The sequence below is a fragment of the Pseudomonas sp. NS1(2017) genome (assembly GCF_002269425.1).
GTDB lineage: Bacteria > Pseudomonadota > Gammaproteobacteria > Pseudomonadales > Pseudomonadaceae > Aquipseudomonas > Aquipseudomonas reactans.
In genome coordinates, this window is sequence record NZ_CP022960.1 from 1,458,350 (window position 1) to 1,474,733 (window position 16,384).

Sequence of the window (16,384 nt, forward strand, 5' to 3'; positions counted from 1 at the left end):
TAGGTCATCGTCAAGATTAAATTCCAGAACCCCTGTCTGCTAACGCTGACAGGGGTTTTGTTTATGTAGAAGCTCATGAATTTCACCGGCACGTTGCTCAGTCAACGGACTGGTACACAGAATTTCTTGACGACCATAGAGCATTGGAACCACCTGATCCCATCCCGAACTCAGTAGTGAAACGATGCATCGCCGATGGTAGTGTGGGGTTTCCCCATGTGAGAGTAGGTCATCGTCAAGATTGAATTCCGAAACCCCTGTCTGCTAACGCAGACAGGGGTTTTGTCGTTTTAAGGGGTAAAAGGCGCAACGCAGGGCGTACCGCTGGTCGATTTCCTACATAAAAAGAGGAAACACCTCACAAAGTCCTAAGATTTGCCAAGCCTTGGCCGAAAGCCTGATGAGCCATGCGTGCACCGAAATAGAGCGGCCCGAGAGTCCGCCTATACCGCTACATGGAATGTTCCACTCGGCACGCTCACCCCCCTTTGGCAAAAAGAAGTCGATGAAATGAATCTCAAGTTCAGTCATAAAATTCTGCTGGCCGCGTCAGGCGTCGTGGTTCTGGCCTTCGCGTTATTCACCCTCTATAACGACTACCTGCAACGCAGCACTATCAAGCAGAACCTAGAGTCGTCCATCCAGCAATCCGGTGAGCTCACCGCCAGCAGTGTGCAGAACTGGCTCAGTGGGCGAATACTGGTACTCGAAAGCCTCACCCAAAACGTTGCCCACCAAGGCAGTGGCGCCGACCTCCCTGGTCTGGTCGATCAACCGGCATTCACCTCTAACTTCCAGTTCACCTATGTTGGCCAAACCAACGGTGTGTTCACCCAGCGTCCAGACGCAAAAATGCCCGATGGTTATGACCCTCGTCAGCGCCCCTGGTACAAACAGGCAGTAGCGGCAGATAAGCCTATGCTTACCCCGCCCTACATGGCCGCCGTAGGCGGTCAGATCGTGACCATCGCCATGCCGGTGAAGAAGAATGGTGAATTGCTCGGTGTAGTCGGTGGCGACCTGAGCCTGCAGACCCTGGTGAAGATCATCAACTCGGTAGACTTCGGTGGGATCGGCCATGCGTTCCTGGTCAGCGGCGATGGCCAAGTCATCGTCAGTCCTGATCAGGACCAGGTGATGAAGAACCTCAAGGACATTTACCCCGGTACCCAGGTACGCATCGAGAAGGTCAACCAGGATGTCGTCCTCAATGGTCAGGATCGCATTCTGTCGTTTACCCCCATAAGTGGATTGCCCGGCGCAGATTGGTACATCGGTCTGTCGATTGATAAAGACAAAGCCTACGCACCGTTGGGCAAGTTCCGGACTTCCGCGCTGATTGCCATGTTGATCGCTGTGGTCGCGATTGCCGTGCTCCTGAGTTTGCTGATTCAAGTCTTGTTGCGCCCCCTCACCACCATGGGCGTAGCGATGCAAGACATTGCCCAAGGGGAGGGTGACCTCACCCGCCGTCTCGCTGTGACCAGCAAGGACGAGTTCGGCGAAGTGGGTAGTGCCTTCAATCAGTTCGTAGAACGCATTCACGCTTCGATTTCGGAGGTGTCTTCCGCAACCCGGCAAGTGCACGATTTGTCCCAGCGTGTGATGGCCTCGTCCAATGCCTCGATCATCGGTTCCGACGAGCAGAGCGCGCGTACCAACAGCGTGGCAGCAGCGATCAACGAACTGGGCGCCGCTACCCAGGAAATCGCACGTAACGCCGCCGACGCTTCACAGCACGCCAGCGGCGCCAGTGAGCAAGCCGACGATGGGCGCAAAGTGGTGGAGCAAACCATCCTTGCAATGTCGGAGCTGTCGCAGAAGATCAGCCTGTCCTGCACTCAGATCGAGACCCTCAACGCCAGCACCGACAACATCGGCCACATTCTTGATGTGATCAAAGGCATCTCACAGCAAACCAATCTACTGGCACTCAACGCCGCCATCGAAGCGGCCCGTGCGGGAGAGGCTGGCCGAGGCTTTGCAGTGGTCGCCGATGAGGTGCGCAACCTGGCTCACCGCACTCAGGAGTCGGCGGAAGAGATCCACAAAATGATCACTTCGCTGCAAGTGGGCTCGCGTGAAGCGGTCACCACCATGAACGCCAGCCAAACCTCCAGCGAAGAAAGCGTTGAGGTCGCGAACCAGGCCGGTGAGCGCCTGGTCAGCGTAACGCAGCGGATTGTCGAGATCGACGGCATGAACCAGTCTGTCGCGGCGGCGACTGAAGAACAGACGGCCGTGGTGGAAACGCTCAACGTCGACATTAATCAGATCAACCTGCTGAACCAGCAGGGCGTGGCCAATCTCAACGAAACCCTGAAAGATTGCGATGCGTTGTCGCAGCAGGCTAATCGACTGAAGCAATTGGTCGACAGTTTCAAGATCTGACCCGCTGACTGATCAGGCAGGAGCTGGCCATCTCGCTCCTGCCGCTTAGCCCAGTATCCCCCGGACATTCTCCAGGGCGCTATCGGCGAAACCCTGCACAAACTGTTCAAACCCTGTGTCTGCCCTGTCGATGGGCTCGGCAATTATTGTCCATGTCACCTTGGAGCGCCGCGCACCTAAGGCCTCCACACAGATCCCCGCCCATAGCCTGGCCACACCGAGGGTGTTGTAGATCGTGGTCCAGGTCATCTGCATGGCCTGCTCGTCCCGGCTATTGAGTTGCTCCACCACACAGTTGCCATCGCGGAAAAACTTTGTGCGCAAGGCACCCACGCCTGTACCCATCATTTCGATATGCGTCAGCTCAGGAATGAACACATTGAAGCCGGCAAATTGTCCCACCACGTCCCATAGCTGGGGGGCAGGGCAGTCGACTTCGGTAGCGGCCACTATCGGCAGGCCGATCGGGTTGCGAATTAACGTATCGGGTTGCAGTGTTTTCATAAGGTCGTCCTGAGGCGTTCATAGAAAGCCGATGGCCTCCAGGTAGTTGCAGCCCTTACTCAAAAGGGCCGGGTCTTTTTCGGGATAGCGGGCTCCCATCTGCTGGACACCCTGGCGCGCGTTGTCGTGGCGAATCATTGAGGTGTCGCTGATGTCTTCGTCGAGGCGGTCGAGATAAAAACCAAGTACGCCAAACAGTGCGTTGTCCTGGCTGACCGTTCGTAGCGATTGTTGCCATTGCGCCACACTTACCCGCTTGAAACAGTGTCCCGCGCGGCTAAAGGCATCCAAGTAGTGCGCCCAACTCAACGGCTGGGGGTTGTGCAGGTTGAACACATTCCTGTCGGCTTGAAAACGGTTGCAATGGAATGCGATGAAGCGTGCCAGGAAGTCCACCGGCATCAGGTCGAAGTTCAGCGACAGCTTCGGTAGCAGGCCCAATTGCAGTGATCCCTTGAGCATCAACATCAGGCGATTTTTCTGAGGCTGGCAGACGCCCGTGAGACTGTTGAAACTGATATTGCCGGGACGATGGATGTTCACCCAGGCTCCGCGCTCCACGGCACGTCCCAATTGCCGCTCGGCGACCCATTTGGACAGGTTGTAGCCATTCCTGATGTACAGAGGCAGTGCGGTCGCGGCGGGCGCTTCGAGGACATAGCCTTGGGTGTCGATACTGCTCGAAGCCGACAGCGTCGAGATGAAGTTGAAGGTTTTCTTGCAGTGCGTCTCGCACAGGCGCAGGCATTCGAGGATGGGGACAACGTTATCCCGGCTCAGCGACGCGTAGTCCATCACGTGGTTGACCTGTGCCGCGTTGTGTACCAACACCCCAAAATCTTTGGCGAGTGCCTCATAGGTATCGTTGGCCAAACCCAATCGAGGCAGGCTGACATCAGCGGCAAGTACCTGCACTCTGCTCAGGTCCAGGTGTTCCAGGTGATATTCGCGCAACGCTTGGATGAATCGCGCCATTGCCGACTCTCCAGATTTTTCGCGTACCAGGCACGCTACCTTGGTTGCTCCAGCTGCAAGCAATGCTTCGACGATGTGGACACCCACAAAACTGTTGGCCCCCGTAACGATCATTTTGCAAGGATCGCCCGTGCAAGTTTCGGGAAGCGTGTTGAGCAACCCCTCTTGTTGAGCGTCGCGAATCGCATGGCCGGCGTGTGTTTCGGGTCGTTCGCCATTCTCCACCCATGCTGCAAGCGTACGAATTGTCGGTGCCTCGATGAAGTGGCTTAATGAAAAGCTACGGCCGAATTCTTCGCGAAAACGCAGCAAGAGAGTCGACAGCAAAATCGAATGGCCGCCGAGGTCGAAGAAGCTTTCATCGATAGACAATTCATCCATGGGCAACGCCAGCAGATCGACCCACAAGCGGGTCAGTTGAATCTGAAGTGGGGTTCGTGCAGTGCTGCGGGCTGTCGGCAAAGTGGGTTGGAGCGGGAGTGCCAGCAACGCCTCACGGTCGATTTTGCCGTTACTGGAACACGGTATGCGTGGCAGCTCATCCCAGGCGCCGGGCTGCATGTAGTCCGGCAGCCACTGCCGTGCATGCTGTTGCAGCGCCTTCATGCTGGCTCCTGGTTCAGGTTGCGCGGCAAAGCCACGGATCCTGCGGTCACGGTCTATCACCACTGCTACTTGTCGATACAGTCGACTGCTGCGCAGGCACTGCTCAATCTCCAGCGGTTCTACCCGAAAACCACGGATCTTCACCTGATCATCTCGCCGTCCTCCCAGCACGATCCCGTCGGCGGTCCACTGCGCCAGATCGCCACTGCGATAGGCCCGCAGTGGCAGGCCGCCTGGCACGGCCAGCTCCACAAAAGGATTGGCAGCCTGTGACGAGGCGTTCACATACCCAAGGCTCACTCCGGGGCCGACGATATACACCTCACCCATCACCTCCTCATCCACCGGTTGCAGGTGTTCATCGAGGATCAGCACCTGGCTGTTGGCGATGGGGTGGCCGACGTTGCGATTGCTGTCACTGGGGCGCAACGTCCGATGGGTGATTAGCACCGTGGCCTCCGTAGGCCCATAGAGGTTATGAAACTGGCACTGTGCTGAAAGGCGTTCGATCACATGGGGTTCGCACACATCTCCACCCGTCAGCAGGTGCTTCAAGTGCAGCGGTCGATCGGGCGGCAGGATGCTCAGCAGCGCAGGCGGAAGAAAGGCGTGGGTGACGCGCTGCCGGTGGAGCAGGTCCAGCAGCTGTTGAGGGTCTTGTCGTTGCTCTGCACTCGGGACAATCAACGTGGCGCCCGCTATCCAGGCGGGGAAAACATCGATCAGCGATGAGTCGAAGCCCAACGACGAGAACTGCAAGACGCGGCTCTGTTCATCCAGGCTCACACAGGACCTGAACCAGGCCGTGAAATGTGCCAGGTTCGCTTGGCTGAGCAACACGCCTTTGGGTTGCCCGGTGGTGCCCGATGTAAAGAGCATCAGGCAGGGCGCATCGGCATGACCGTGTAGGCTCGCCAACGACCGTGTGAGGTCGACGTCGTGGAGATCATGGCTGCTGACATCCAACGAGATGAAACGCGCTCTTAATGGATGCTGACCGGCGTCCAGCAATACCTGGGCGCCTGCGCTTTCAAGCATGGCCTGATGGCGGTGAGTAGGGTGGTCGGGATCCAACGGCAGGTACGCCGCTCCACAGCCCAGCACGGCAAGAATGCTGGCGTACGCGTCGATGGATTTTTCCAGGCAGACACCAACGACTGCGGGTGTTTGTCCCGTCACCAACAAGGGCTGCAAGCGCTGCTGAATTGCCAGTGCGTGAGCATGTAACTGACGATAGGTCACTTCACTGGCACCGATCTTCAATGCGGGCCGGTCGGCAAAAGTATGAAGGCTCGCCTGCAACCGATTGATCAGTGGCACTCGGGCAACCTCTATCACGGCAGGGTCTGCGGTGTGATTGAACCGATGGGTGAATGCCAGCGCCTCCAGCGTTTCCAGGCTTTGTTCGGGCCAGCCATTGGCGAGCGCATTCAATTCGAAATAACCAGGGTCTCGCGAGAAGCGACTGATGTGCAGCGTGGCCCATTCCACTAATTCGCGGGTGACGCGCCGGCGTAGCCTTTGACCGTTGCCACTGGGCTCGTCGGCTATATCCAGTACTGCCAATAACGTTCGATCTGGCCCATAGGCGCGCAGTTGCAGCGCGGGCAGCCCGCAGTCGGTTATCGGGCCGACGCCCACACGCAGGCTTAATCTTGGGGTCGGGCTTGTGTTGTCCTGTACCGACTGACCTCCGTCATCGATGCACAGGTCGACGCCCTTGTTGCCCGTGATATGCCCATACTGTTCCAGCGCTTGTCTGACGGCCTCCAAGGCTTCGCTGGCGCCGGCAAATCCAATGCTCAGTCGCCTCATGCCACCCTCCCCGACTCTGGCAGGTAATCGCTCAACGCCTGCGCCACGCTCGGCGTTTGCAGCAAACCGCTGTGTTGCAGGAAGCCAAGAATATTGCCCATCAATGGGTGCTGGCGGGTGATAGGAAAGGCCTGTGCCGCAACTTCAGCGCGTAACGCGTCGCGTAGGCTGACGCTGATGTCGAGGTGTCCGATCAAGTACAGGTCGAAGTTTTTTTGCAGGTCGTTCGTCAGGTACTGGGCCAGGAAAATCGGCAGTACCTTGGCGATATTATTGCGGTCCTCCTCGCTCGCGGTTTGCCAATACAGGCGTACGAGCCGTACCCAGAATTGAGCGTGGCGGCCCTCATCAAACAGGTGGTCGGCCATCAAACCACGGATGGAGGCTTTCACGCTGGTGTCCTTGGCGAATGCCGCCACATCGTGGGTCACGGTGTTTTCAGCGATTGCCACGCCAATCAGCGCGACAGCATCGCGCAGATGAGCAGGCGCCAACGCCTGTGCCGTGGGCAGCGCGCGGCTCAACTCTATTTCTGTGGGCAGTTCCAACGGTTGTATGCCGGTCATGGCCACGGTTTGTTGCAGGAAATCCAGCGCAACCAGTGCGTGATAATCCTCGTCCACGACGACGGTCATCGCATCCACGCGGCAGGCCAGCGGGAAGGGCACCGCGAAGCGATTCTTGGCGATGCTGCGTGCAGTCTTGTCGACGATCTCGGTCTCGAATATCACCACGTCATTGATGAATTTGTAAAAGCTCTGCACCAGTATGAAGTCGCGCCACTGGGGGCATTGCTCAAGAAATGACGCACAGAGCACCAGGGGCTGACGGCACAGCGGGTAGATCAGTTTGTCATCGCTCTCCAACAAGCGTCGAGGCCGTGTGCGGATGGTTGCGCGGCGCTCCCAGTCATCGGCGATGGCTTGGTAATCGCCGGCGTTCATGGGTGCATCTCTTGCAGCGAGGCCTGAAGTTCATCCCAGAACGCGAGACGGCTCTGCACGGCAGCGAGTGCGGCATCGTTGGCCTGTTGCGGATACGTCGGGTCTGCACTGGTCAGGCGATCGAGCAACTGCTGCGCCGCTGGCCCGTGTTCCTTGGCGTCCAACTCGATGTGGCGCTTGAGGTAAGCGCACAAGGTCGGCGCCTGACGATGAATGAAATCATCAGATTGCAGGATGCGTTCAAACATCCCGGGGATGACGTGCTCGCGACCGTATAGGAATGTGGCTGCCACACAATGGGTCGACGCATTCAACGCAAGGTGCAATGTGTCGTTGACGAAGCGGCTGACGCCGGTAGGAACCTCGACCTGACGCAAGGCAGCCGTGGCTCCCAGGCCTTGGCGTTGCAGCGCAACAAAGTGGTTGATGGACGAGGTGTTGGCGCCCACTTCCGCCATGGCTTCCAAGTACAGTTCGAAATGGCTGCAATAGCCTTGCACGGGATGTTCGTCTGACTCCTCACCCAGCACGATCTCATTGATCAGCCGCGCTGCCTGTGGGTCTGCAGGTGGTAGCCAGGGCAGGCGAGTGCAGGTCAGGTCCTGTTGCAGGCGCTTTGCGAGGGTCATGAAATCCCAGACTGCAAATACATGACTTTCCATAAAAAGTTGTAACTTGCGCAGAGAAGTTATTTCTGAAAATACCGCATGGCTGCATAACTGCAGCTTTGCTGTTTCAAGTAAAGTTTGATGCATGGTTGATGCCTATAAAATGTTGCGTCTGCTGTGAAAAAAAACAGCGATGAGTTTGTAGTGGTAGGGACGTGCGCAGGTATAAGCCTCTGCCGGCGCGTAGGACGGCCTAACGATAGGCGCTGCAATGCCGTACGAAGTGGTTTAGTAATAAATGATGATAGAGGAATTAACTATGTTGGCAGGCATACAAATATATTAGAAGTTTTTCTAAATAATATAGTTTGTAAGTTGATTGTTTGGGTAGTAGTGGGAAATTTCTTCGGCGGCTGGCACTAAGCTTAGTGAGTGCCAGCAGCAATATTGGAAGGTCCGCCGAGGAGCGTTCAATACCTATTGCGTGAATTTCGTGCCGTGGGCATCCAAGCCATTGAGATACGCCGTGATCACCTCCATGCCTCGCATCAAGTGATTGCGCAACGTCAGGATGCTTTCCTGGGTTTTCTTTTGCGCCACGAGGCTCAGCAGTTCGCGGTGGTCTTCCTGGGACGTCTCGCCCAAACCCATGGCCTCAAGGTTGTACCTCAGGAATCGTTCCTCCTCGTTCAAGCCGTGCTCCACCAATTTGAGCAGCCGCTGGTTTGGGGCCTTGCCATAAAGCGCCATGTGGAAAAGACGATTGAGGCGTCCTATTTCGGCGTAGTCTTTTTCCTGTTCGAGCGCACAAATAAAGGCCTCCGCTTCCACGATATCGGCTTCGGTGAGCAAGGGAATCGACAGGCGCAGAGCTTCAGACTCCAGCAACATCCGCAGTTCATAGGTCTCGGCCGAATTGTCCTCGATCAACGGTGCAACGACGGCGCCCTTGTGGGTCACTACATGCAACAGTGACTGGGATTCCAACTGGCGTAAGGCTTCGCGTACCGGCATGCGACTGACCCCGAACAGGCTCGCCAACTCTTGTTGGCGCATGGCAGTACCACAGGGTAAACGGCCATCCAGGATGGCGTTGCGCAAGGTTTCTTCAATTACTGAGCGAGCGAGATGGGCGGGAATAGGTCCGCTGATCTTTATGCTGTTCAAAGGGGTCGGCTTCTGCGTCACGGTTACGCTATCCTCCTTATTAAAATGGGTGTGCCTAATTGGATCCAATGCACACTAGAGACTGCCCGTAAGCTTGTCAAACGGGCACAGTTTCGGCTTGTAAGCGTTTCAACATCGCGCTCCCCGCGCCCACAGCCTGTATTTATGCCGCCTTACACAGTCAGGTTCATCAAGCCTGCTTAAGAGCCGTCGATGGCAACAGCAGTTCCTATCTATTGAACACTCTACCTCTGCTGTTTATTCCCCCAGGTTGCCAGCCGATCCGGGATTGGGCGGCACATTCCTGTATATCGATATTCGCTAACGGTATTTAAATTGCCGTTCTTATATCTATAAAGTCACTCTCCTGTCTGACCGGGAGTGACCTCATGTCCGCCACCTCTACTGTTCCAACAGCGACCGCTACCGCCCAAACCTTCGAGATTCGTCCATTGTCTGGCAGCGTCGGCGCCGAGATCATTGGCCTGGACTTGTCGCGACCGGTCAACGAGCAGGATTTTGCGCGCATTCATCGCGCGCATCTGGACCATCATGTCGTAGTGTTCCGCGACCAGCGTATCACCCCCGAGCAGCAGATCGCCTTCAGCCGTCGCTTCGGCGTGCTGCAGATCCATGTGCTCAAACAATTTCTGCTGGCCAACCATCCAGAAATACTGATCGTCTCCAACATCATTGAAAACGGCGAATCCATCGGTCTGGGAGACGCGGGCAAATTCTGGCATTCGGACCTGTCCTATAAGGAACTGCCGAGCCTGGGTTCGATGCTGCACGCCCAGGAGTTGCCCTCTGAAGGTGGCGACACCTTATTCGCCGATATGCACAAAGCCTGGGACCAACTGCCCGAGCACCTGCGCAGGGCTGTTGAGGGCCGCAGCGCCGCGCACTCCTACACCGCGCGCTACAGCGAAACCAAATTCGAAGGCAACTGGCGCCCCACATTGACCCCCGAACAGCTCGCCCAAGTCGCCGAAGTGGTGCACCCCATCGTGCGCACCCACCCGGAAAACGGCCGCAAGGCACTGTTCGTCAGCGAAGGTTTCACCACGCGCATCGTCGGCCTGCCGCAGGACGAAAGCCGCGACCTGCTGGCCCAGCTCTACGCCCACAGCGTGTTGCCACACAACGTTTATCGCCACCAATGGCAGCCTCACGACCTGGTGTTCTGGGACAACCGCTCGCTGATCCACCTGGCAGCCGGTTGCCCGAGCCATCTGCGCCGCAAGCTGTTTCGCACCACCATTCAGGGCGACGCGCCTTTCTGATTCGGAGCATGACCATGTCCAGGAACATTCCATTCGCACGACTGGCCGCGACTGTCGGCCTGGGTATCAGCCTGTTGGCCGGCAGCCTGGTTGCACCTTCGGCCGCGCAGGCCGAAGGTGAGATCCGTATCGCCGAACAGTTCGGTATTGTTTACCTGTTGCTCAACGTAGTGCGCGACCAGAACCTGATCGAAAAATACGGCAAGCAGGAAGGCATCGACATCAAGGTCGATTGGACCCAGCTCTCCGGCGGCGCCGCGGTCAATGATGCGCTGCTCTCCGGTTCTATTGACATTGCCGGTGCCGGTGTCGGCCCGCTGCTGACTATCTGGGATCGCACTCACGGCAAGCAGAACGTCAAGGCCGTCGCGTCCCTGGGTAATTTTCCTTACTACCTGGTGAGCAACAATCCCAAGGTCAAGACCATCGCCGACTTCACCGAGAAGGACCGCATTGCCGTGCCGGCGGTGGGCGTGTCGGTGCAGTCGCGCTTCCTGCAATATGCCGCTGCCAAACAGTGGGGCGACAAGGAATTCAACCGCCTCGACAAGTACACCGTCGCCGTTCCTCACCCCGACGCCACCGCAGCATTGATCGCCGGCGGCACCGAGCTGACCGGGCATTTTTCCAACCCGCCGTTCCAGGACCAGGCCCTGGCCAACCCGAACGTGCATGTGGTGCTGAACACCTACGACCTGCTCGGCCCGAACTCGCCGACGGTGCTGTTCGCCACTGAGAAATTCCGCAACGACAACCCGAAAACCTACAAGGCATTCATCGAGGCGTTGACCGAAGCCGCGCAGTTCGCCCAGAACGACAAAGGGGCTGCGGCCGACACCTATATCCGCGTGACCAAGGCCAAGATCGACCGTGCCGAACTGCTGAAAATCATCGACAACCCGCAATTCGAATTTAGCGTCACGCCGAAAAACACCTACCCGCTGGCGGAATTCCTCTACCGCGTCGGCGCCATCAAGCACAAGCCTGAATCGTGGAAGGACTACTTCTTCCAGGACGCCAAGCCCCTGCAAGGAAGTTGAAATGAACGCGCCCTTGCAAGGCCACACGGCCAGCAACCTGAACACCGCCTTGCCGTTACTGGCGGTGGATAACGTCAGCCTGGAATACCGTACCCCCGAGCGAGTGGTGCGGGCCACCCACCAGGTCAGTTTCGAGATCGACCCGGCTGACCGCTACGTGCTGCTCGGCCCGTCGGGCTGCGGCAAATCCACGTTGCTCAAGTCCATCGCCGGGTTTATCAAGCCCTGCGAAGGCGAGATCCGCCTGTTGGGGCAAAAGGTCGAACAACCGGGCCCGGACCGCATCGTGGTGTTCCAGGAATTCGACCAGCTGCCACCGTGGAAAACCGTCAAACAGAACGTGATGTTTCCGCTGCTGGCCTCGAAAACCTTGAAGCGCGCCGAAGCTGAAGAGCGCGCGCTGCACTACCTCGACAAAGTCGGGCTCACCGCCTTTGCCGACGCCTACCCACACACCCTGTCCGGGGGGATGAAAGCCCGTGTCGCCATCGCCCGTGCTTTGGCCATGCAGCCGAAAATCCTGCTGATGGACGAACCCTTCGCCGCCCTCGACGCGCTGACCCGGCGCAAGATGCAGGAAGAATTGCTGCTGCTCTGGGAAGAGGTGCGCTTCACCCTGTTGTTCGTCACCCACTCCATCGAAGAAGCGCTGGTGGTGGGCAATCGCATTCTGTTGCTGTCGCCCCATCCGGGGCGCGTGCGCGCCGAAATCCACAGCCATCAATACGACCTGCACAGCCTCGGCGGCGTGGAATTCCAGGCCTCGGCGCGGCGCATTCATCGCTTGCTGTTCGATGAAGCGCCCGAGGCCGAGCGTGAGTTGGGTTTCGCTGACATCCGCATCGCGTATTAAGGGGAACATCCATGCGCCAGGAATATGAAATTACCCTAGAACCGCTGCTCAGCGTCCCTGTGGAGCGCGAACTGCCCCTACGTCAGCGCCTTTGGCAACAAGGCTGGCTGCGCAAGGGCCTGATCCTGATCGTGCTCGCGATTCTCTGGGAAGCCGTTGCACGCTACCAGGACAACGACCTGTTGTTGCCGAGCTTCCTCCAAACCTTTCACGCGCTGTACGACGGCCTGCTCAGCGGCGAACTGCTGAGCAAAGTCAGCATTTCGCTGGTGGTGCTGATCAAGGGTTACCTGATCGGTATCGTGCTGGCGTTCGCCCTGACCACCTTGGCGGTGTCGACCCAACTGGGCCGCGATCTGCTCAGCACCCTGACGTCGATGTTCAACCCGCTGCCGGCCATTGCGCTACTGCCACTGGCGCTGCTGTGGTTCGGCCTGGGGCAGAACAGCCTGATTTTCGTGTTGGTGCATTCGGTGTTGTGGGCGCTGGCGCTCAACACCTATTCCGGGTTCCTCGGCGTGTCCGAAACCTTGCGCATGGCCGGGCGCAACTATGGCCTCAAGGGCATGCGTTTTGTGCTGTTCATCCTGATCCCGGCGGCACTGCCGTCGATCCTCGCAGGCCTCAAGATCGGCTGGGCATTTGCCTGGCGCACGTTGATCGCCGCCGAGTTGGTGTTCGGGGCCACCAGTGGCAAGGGCGGACTGGGGTGGTACATCTTCCAGAACCGCAACGAGCTGTATACCGACAAGGTGTTTGCCGGACTGGCGGTGGTGATCCTGATCGGCCTGTTGGTGGAAAACCTGGTGTTTGACACCGTCGAGCGCCTGACCGTGAAGCGTTGGGGGATGCAGCGCTAAACAGGAATGATTGCTCTTTGTCCGCCGTGAACCCGATAATGCTGACGGAATCTGACGCCACCTTGGCGTCAGGCGTACCCGGTAAAAGGATTTACGACGATGCGGTTTTTTGTTTTGGCAGCGGCCTTGTTACTGTCGTCCTCGGTTTTCGCGGAGTTCGTGCCCGAGGTGGTCAGCATGCCCAAGCCGCTTTATCCCAGTCACCTGACCTTCACCCAAGGGCATGCACGCATCAGCTTGAATATTCACAACGACGGTACGGTCAGCGATGTCAAAGCGCTCAGCGCCACCAAGCCGGCGTTTGGTGAGGCTGCCGTGGCTGCGGCTACACTCTGGCGCTTCAAACCTTGGACGGTCAGTGCCGATCGGCCGGCGGTGCTCGACGCGCAGAACGATATGATTTTCACGCCCGAACCACCGAAGAAAGAAACGACTCAACTGACCTTCACCCAAACCACCTACCAATCCTGCAGTGCACTGACGGAAGAAGTCAGCCAGTTCCGTCGTGAGCATCCCACCCGGCCGTTGATTGCGATGAAGAGCTTTGCCATTACCCGGGTGGCGGTGATGTTCCCGGCGTTGAGCGGCAAAAGCGATTACAACGAAGGCCTGACGCGCGCCGACGAACTGGAAAACTCCCTGCCGGACATCGTGCGCAAATGCCAGGCTCATCCCAAGGCTGCCTACGCGGATTACCTGCCGCGCAATTTGAAGCGTTACCTATAAAGCCTGCTACGATTGCGCCCAGTTCACTCTCCATGGGTCACGAGTGCTTGGCATGCAACTACCGGACATGAACCTGCTGGTCGCCCTCGACGCGTTGCTCGACGAGGGCAGTGTGGTCGGCGCTGCACGCCGAATGAACCTCAGCCCGGCGGCCATGAGCCGCACTCTTACGCGTATCCGCGAAGCCGTCGGCGACCCGATCCTGGTGCGCGCCGGTCGCGGCCTGGTGCCAACGCCCAAGGCGCTGCAACTGCAAGGCCAGGTGCGCAACGTGGTGGAGCAGGCGGCGCTGCTGTTCCGTTCGGCGGACCAAGTGGATTTGAGTACATTGCGCCGTCGCTTCAGCGTGCGCGCCAATGACTTTTTCATCGGCGTGTACGGCGGTCGCCTGTTCGACACCATGGAGCGCATGGCGCCATTGTGCGAGCTGTGCTTCGTGCCCGAGGGCGACACCGACGACGAAGCCCTGCGTGAAGGCCGGTTGGATTTGCGCGTGAGCAACACAATGCCGGTCACCCCCGAAGTGAAGGTGCAGAACCTGTTCTCCACCACCTTCGTCGGCTTGGCGCGGGAAGATCATCCGTTGTTCGACGAAGAAATCACCGCCGCACGTTTTGCTAGCTATTCCCACATCAGCATCTCGCGGCGCGGCATTGCCCGTGGGCCGATCGACACCGCGTTGAATGCCCAGGGCCTGGAGCGCCGTGTCGCGATGATCGCCCCCGGTTTTCACGGCGCGATGTTCATGCTGCCCGATTCCGACCTGCTGCTGCCGGTGCCCAAGGAAGCGCTGTTGAGCGCCAATCGCCTGAAGCTGCCCTTGCGGTCGTTCGCCCTGCCAATCTCGTTGCCAACACTGGTACTCGCCCAATCCTGGCACCCGCGCTTCGACAAAGACCCTGCTCACAAATGGCTGCGCGAAACCATGCGCGAGAGTTGCCACGCCACCTGGCTCGAAGCGCAGCCTGTCTGATCGTTGCGTCTGATGCACTTATATCCTTCCAGCAAGTAACTTTTTGTCATGTGTGTGCCCGATTAAACTGCTCGGGTATTTAACATTCCGAGTTACCTGTTCATGACCTCCCTCGCTGCCCCCACCCTTGCGGCCGCAGCCAAACCCACTGCCATGACCCCACCCGTATTCGGCCCGCGCATCATCATCGGGCTGGTCGGCGTGTTGCTGGCGGTGCTGGTCTCCGGCCTCAATGAGATGGTCACCAAAGTGGCCCTCGCGGATATCCGTGGTGCGCTGTACATCGGTTTTGACGAAGGCACCTGGCTGGTCGCGGCTTACACCGCGACTTCAGTGGCGGCCATGGCGTTTGCGCCCTGGTGTTCGGTGACCTTTTCGCTGCGTCGCTTCACCCTGTGCGCTATTGGGTTGTTCACGGTGCTGGGCATCCTGTGCCCGTTCGCGCCGAACTACGAAAGCCTGTTGGTGCTGCGCACTGTGCAAGGCCTGGCCGGTGGTGCGCTGCCGCCGATGCTGATGACCGTGGCCCTGCGTTTCCTGCCGGCCAACGTCAAGCTGTACGGCCTGGCCGGCTACGCGCTCACGGCCACCTTCGGCCCGAGCCTCGGCACGCCCCTGGCGGCGCTGTGGACCGAGTATGTCGGCTGGCAGTGGGCGTTCTGGCAGATCGTCGCGCCGTGCCTGCTGGCGATGGTCGCCGTGGCCTACGGGCTGCCGCAGGACCCGACGCGCCTGGAGCGCTTCAAGCAGTTCAACTGGCGCGGCCTGCTGCTGGGCTTCCCGGCGATCTGCATGCTGGTCATCGGCATCCTACAAGGCAACCGGCTGGACTGGTTCGAGTCGGGCCTGATCACCTTCCTGCTGTGTGGCGGCAGCCTATTGCTGGTGCTGTTCATGGTGAATGAATGGTCGCAGCCGATACCGTTCTTCAAATTGCAGATGCTTGGCCTGCGCAACCTGTCGTTTGCGTTGATTGTGCTGGCGGGCGTGCTGATGGTGCTGACCTCGGTGATCATTATCCCATCGAGCTTCCTCGCCCAGGTCCAGGGTTACCGTCCGCTGCAAACCGCGCCGGTGATGCTGCTGATGGCGATCCCACAGTTGATCGCGCTGCCGCTGGTGGCGGCGCTGTGCAACCTGCGCTGGGTCGATTGCCGCTGGGTGCTGGGGATCGGCCTGGGCATGCTGGTGCTGTGTTGCGTGGGCAGTGCGCACCTGACCTCAGCGTGGATTCGTGACGATTTCTACGGCCTGTACCTGCTGCAGATCTTCGGGCAACCGATGGCCGTGTTGCCGCTTCTGATGCTCTCCACCGGCAGCATCCAGCCCATGGACGGGCCGTTCGCGTCCGCCTGGTTCAACACCATCAAAGGCCTGGCGGCAGTGATTGCTACCGGCGTACTCGACACCTTGACCACCCAACGCCTGCACTTCCACTCGACCATGTTGGTCGACCGCCTGGGCAATTCGCCCCTGGCCGACGGTGACTCGCCGGGCCTGGCGCACCGCCTGCACGAGCAGGCCGTGGTGCTGACTTCTTCGGATCTGTACTACGTCATGGCCGCGGTCGCGGTGGCGTTGATCCTGCTGATTTTCTGGATGCCCACGCGGATCTTTCCGCCTCGCGCACCGACTTGAT

General features: G+C 58.7%; 13 protein-coding genes and 1 rRNA gene. 9 read left to right on the top strand and 5 right to left on the bottom strand.

Annotation, left to right across the window (positions count from 1 at the left end):
* Window positions 1-125 precede the first annotated feature (125 nt).
* Window positions 126-241 (top strand): 5S ribosomal RNA (rrf, locus tag CI807_RS07035).
* A 269-nt stretch (window positions 242-510) separates the two neighbouring features.
* The gene (locus CI807_RS07040; RefSeq protein WP_016976708.1) at window positions 511-2,391 is read left to right on the top strand and encodes a methyl-accepting chemotaxis protein; all 1,881 of its coding nucleotides are present in this window, start codon (window positions 511-513) and stop codon (window positions 2,389-2,391) included.
* A gap of 45 nt (window positions 2,392-2,436) precedes the next feature.
* On the opposite strand, the gene CI807_RS07045 is transcribed toward CI807_RS07040, so the two are convergent.
* From CI807_RS07045 to CI807_RS07065, 5 genes are all read right to left on the bottom strand, one after another.
* Complete coding sequence (locus CI807_RS07045; protein ID WP_095014163.1) at window positions 2,437-2,895, bottom strand: SRPBCC family protein; 459 nt, start codon at window positions 2,893-2,895, stop codon at window positions 2,437-2,439.
* An 18-nt stretch (window positions 2,896-2,913) separates the two neighbouring features.
* Window positions 2,914-6,291, bottom strand: coding sequence for an amino acid adenylation domain-containing protein (locus CI807_RS07050; protein WP_095014164.1), 3,378 nt, complete (start codon window positions 6,289-6,291; stop codon window positions 2,914-2,916).
* On the bottom strand, window positions 6,288-7,235 hold the full coding sequence (locus CI807_RS07055; protein WP_095014165.1) for a diiron oxygenase: 948 nt from the start codon (window positions 7,233-7,235) through the stop codon (window positions 6,288-6,290). Before CI807_RS07055 ends, CI807_RS07050 begins: the two co-directional genes overlap by 4 nt.
* Window positions 7,232-7,990, bottom strand: coding sequence for a DUF3050 domain-containing protein (locus CI807_RS07060; RefSeq protein ID WP_095014166.1), 759 nt, complete (start codon window positions 7,988-7,990; stop codon window positions 7,232-7,234). The genes CI807_RS07055 and CI807_RS07060 overlap by 4 nt, the downstream gene beginning before the upstream one ends.
* 330 nt (window positions 7,991-8,320) lie before the next feature.
* Entirely contained in the window at window positions 8,321-9,031 is a 711-nt protein-coding gene (locus tag CI807_RS07065) for a GntR family transcriptional regulator (RefSeq protein ID WP_016976703.1), read from the bottom strand.
* Window positions 9,032-9,399: 368 nt separating this feature from the next.
* Between CI807_RS07065 and CI807_RS07070 the strand changes: the two genes are divergently transcribed.
* The 7 genes from CI807_RS07070 to CI807_RS07100 all read left to right on the top strand — a co-directional run bounded on the left by CI807_RS07070 (window position 9,400) and on the right by CI807_RS07100 (window position 16,383).
* The gene (locus tag CI807_RS07070) at window positions 9,400-10,293 is read left to right on the top strand and encodes a TauD/TfdA family dioxygenase (protein WP_095014167.1); all 894 of its coding nucleotides are present in this window, start codon (window positions 9,400-9,402) and stop codon (window positions 10,291-10,293) included.
* A 14-nt stretch (window positions 10,294-10,307) separates the two neighbouring features.
* Window positions 10,308-11,333, top strand: a complete 1,026-nt coding sequence (locus tag CI807_RS07075) for an ABC transporter substrate-binding protein (protein WP_095014168.1) — start codon at window positions 10,308-10,310, stop codon at window positions 11,331-11,333.
* Between the two features lies 1 nt (window position 11,334).
* A complete protein-coding gene (locus CI807_RS07080) occupies window positions 11,335-12,186 on the top strand; it encodes an ABC transporter ATP-binding protein (RefSeq protein WP_033900086.1) in 852 nt (283 codons plus the stop codon).
* Between the two features lie 11 nt (window positions 12,187-12,197).
* On the top strand, window positions 12,198-13,046 hold the full coding sequence (locus tag CI807_RS07085; RefSeq protein WP_095014169.1) for an ABC transporter permease: 849 nt from the start codon (window positions 12,198-12,200) through the stop codon (window positions 13,044-13,046).
* Between the two features lie 99 nt (window positions 13,047-13,145).
* On the top strand, window positions 13,146-13,772 hold the full coding sequence (locus CI807_RS07090; protein WP_095014170.1) for a TonB family protein: 627 nt from the start codon (window positions 13,146-13,148) through the stop codon (window positions 13,770-13,772).
* A 52-nt stretch (window positions 13,773-13,824) separates the two neighbouring features.
* A complete protein-coding gene (locus CI807_RS07095; protein ID WP_033900092.1) occupies window positions 13,825-14,745 on the top strand; it encodes a LysR family transcriptional regulator in 921 nt (306 codons plus the stop codon).
* Between the two features lie 102 nt (window positions 14,746-14,847).
* Complete coding sequence (locus CI807_RS07100; RefSeq protein ID WP_095014171.1) at window positions 14,848-16,383, top strand: MFS transporter; 1,536 nt, start codon at window positions 14,848-14,850, stop codon at window positions 16,381-16,383.
* Window position 16,384 lies beyond the last annotated feature (1 nt).

Bases quoted from the DNA above. Each gene is read 5' to 3' on its own strand.
- CI807_RS07040 (WP_016976708.1), top strand. From the start codon at position 511: ATGAATCTCAAGTTCAGTCATAAAATTCTGCTGGCCGCGTCAGGCGTC.
- CI807_RS07045 (WP_095014163.1), bottom strand. From the start codon at position 2,895: ATGAAAACACTGCAACCCGATACGTTAATTCGCAACCCGATCGGCCTG.
- CI807_RS07050 (WP_095014164.1), bottom strand. From the start codon at position 6,291: ATGAGGCGACTGAGCATTGGATTTGCCGGCGCCAGCGAAGCCTTGGAG.
- CI807_RS07055 (WP_095014165.1), bottom strand. From the start codon at position 7,235: ATGAACGCCGGCGATTACCAAGCCATCGCCGATGACTGGGAGCGCCGC.
- CI807_RS07060 (WP_095014166.1), bottom strand. From the start codon at position 7,990: ATGCATCAAACTTTACTTGAAACAGCAAAGCTGCAGTTATGCAGCCAT.
- CI807_RS07070 (WP_095014167.1), top strand. From the start codon at position 9,400: ATGTCCGCCACCTCTACTGTTCCAACAGCGACCGCTACCGCCCAAACC.
- CI807_RS07075 (WP_095014168.1), top strand. From the start codon at position 10,308: ATGTCCAGGAACATTCCATTCGCACGACTGGCCGCGACTGTCGGCCTG.
- CI807_RS07080 (WP_033900086.1), top strand. From the start codon at position 11,335: ATGAACGCGCCCTTGCAAGGCCACACGGCCAGCAACCTGAACACCGCC.
- CI807_RS07085 (WP_095014169.1), top strand. From the start codon at position 12,198: ATGCGCCAGGAATATGAAATTACCCTAGAACCGCTGCTCAGCGTCCCT.
- CI807_RS07090 (WP_095014170.1), top strand. From the start codon at position 13,146: ATGCGGTTTTTTGTTTTGGCAGCGGCCTTGTTACTGTCGTCCTCGGTT.
- CI807_RS07095 (WP_033900092.1), top strand. From the start codon at position 13,825: ATGCAACTACCGGACATGAACCTGCTGGTCGCCCTCGACGCGTTGCTC.
- CI807_RS07100 (WP_095014171.1), top strand. From the start codon at position 14,848: ATGACCTCCCTCGCTGCCCCCACCCTTGCGGCCGCAGCCAAACCCACT.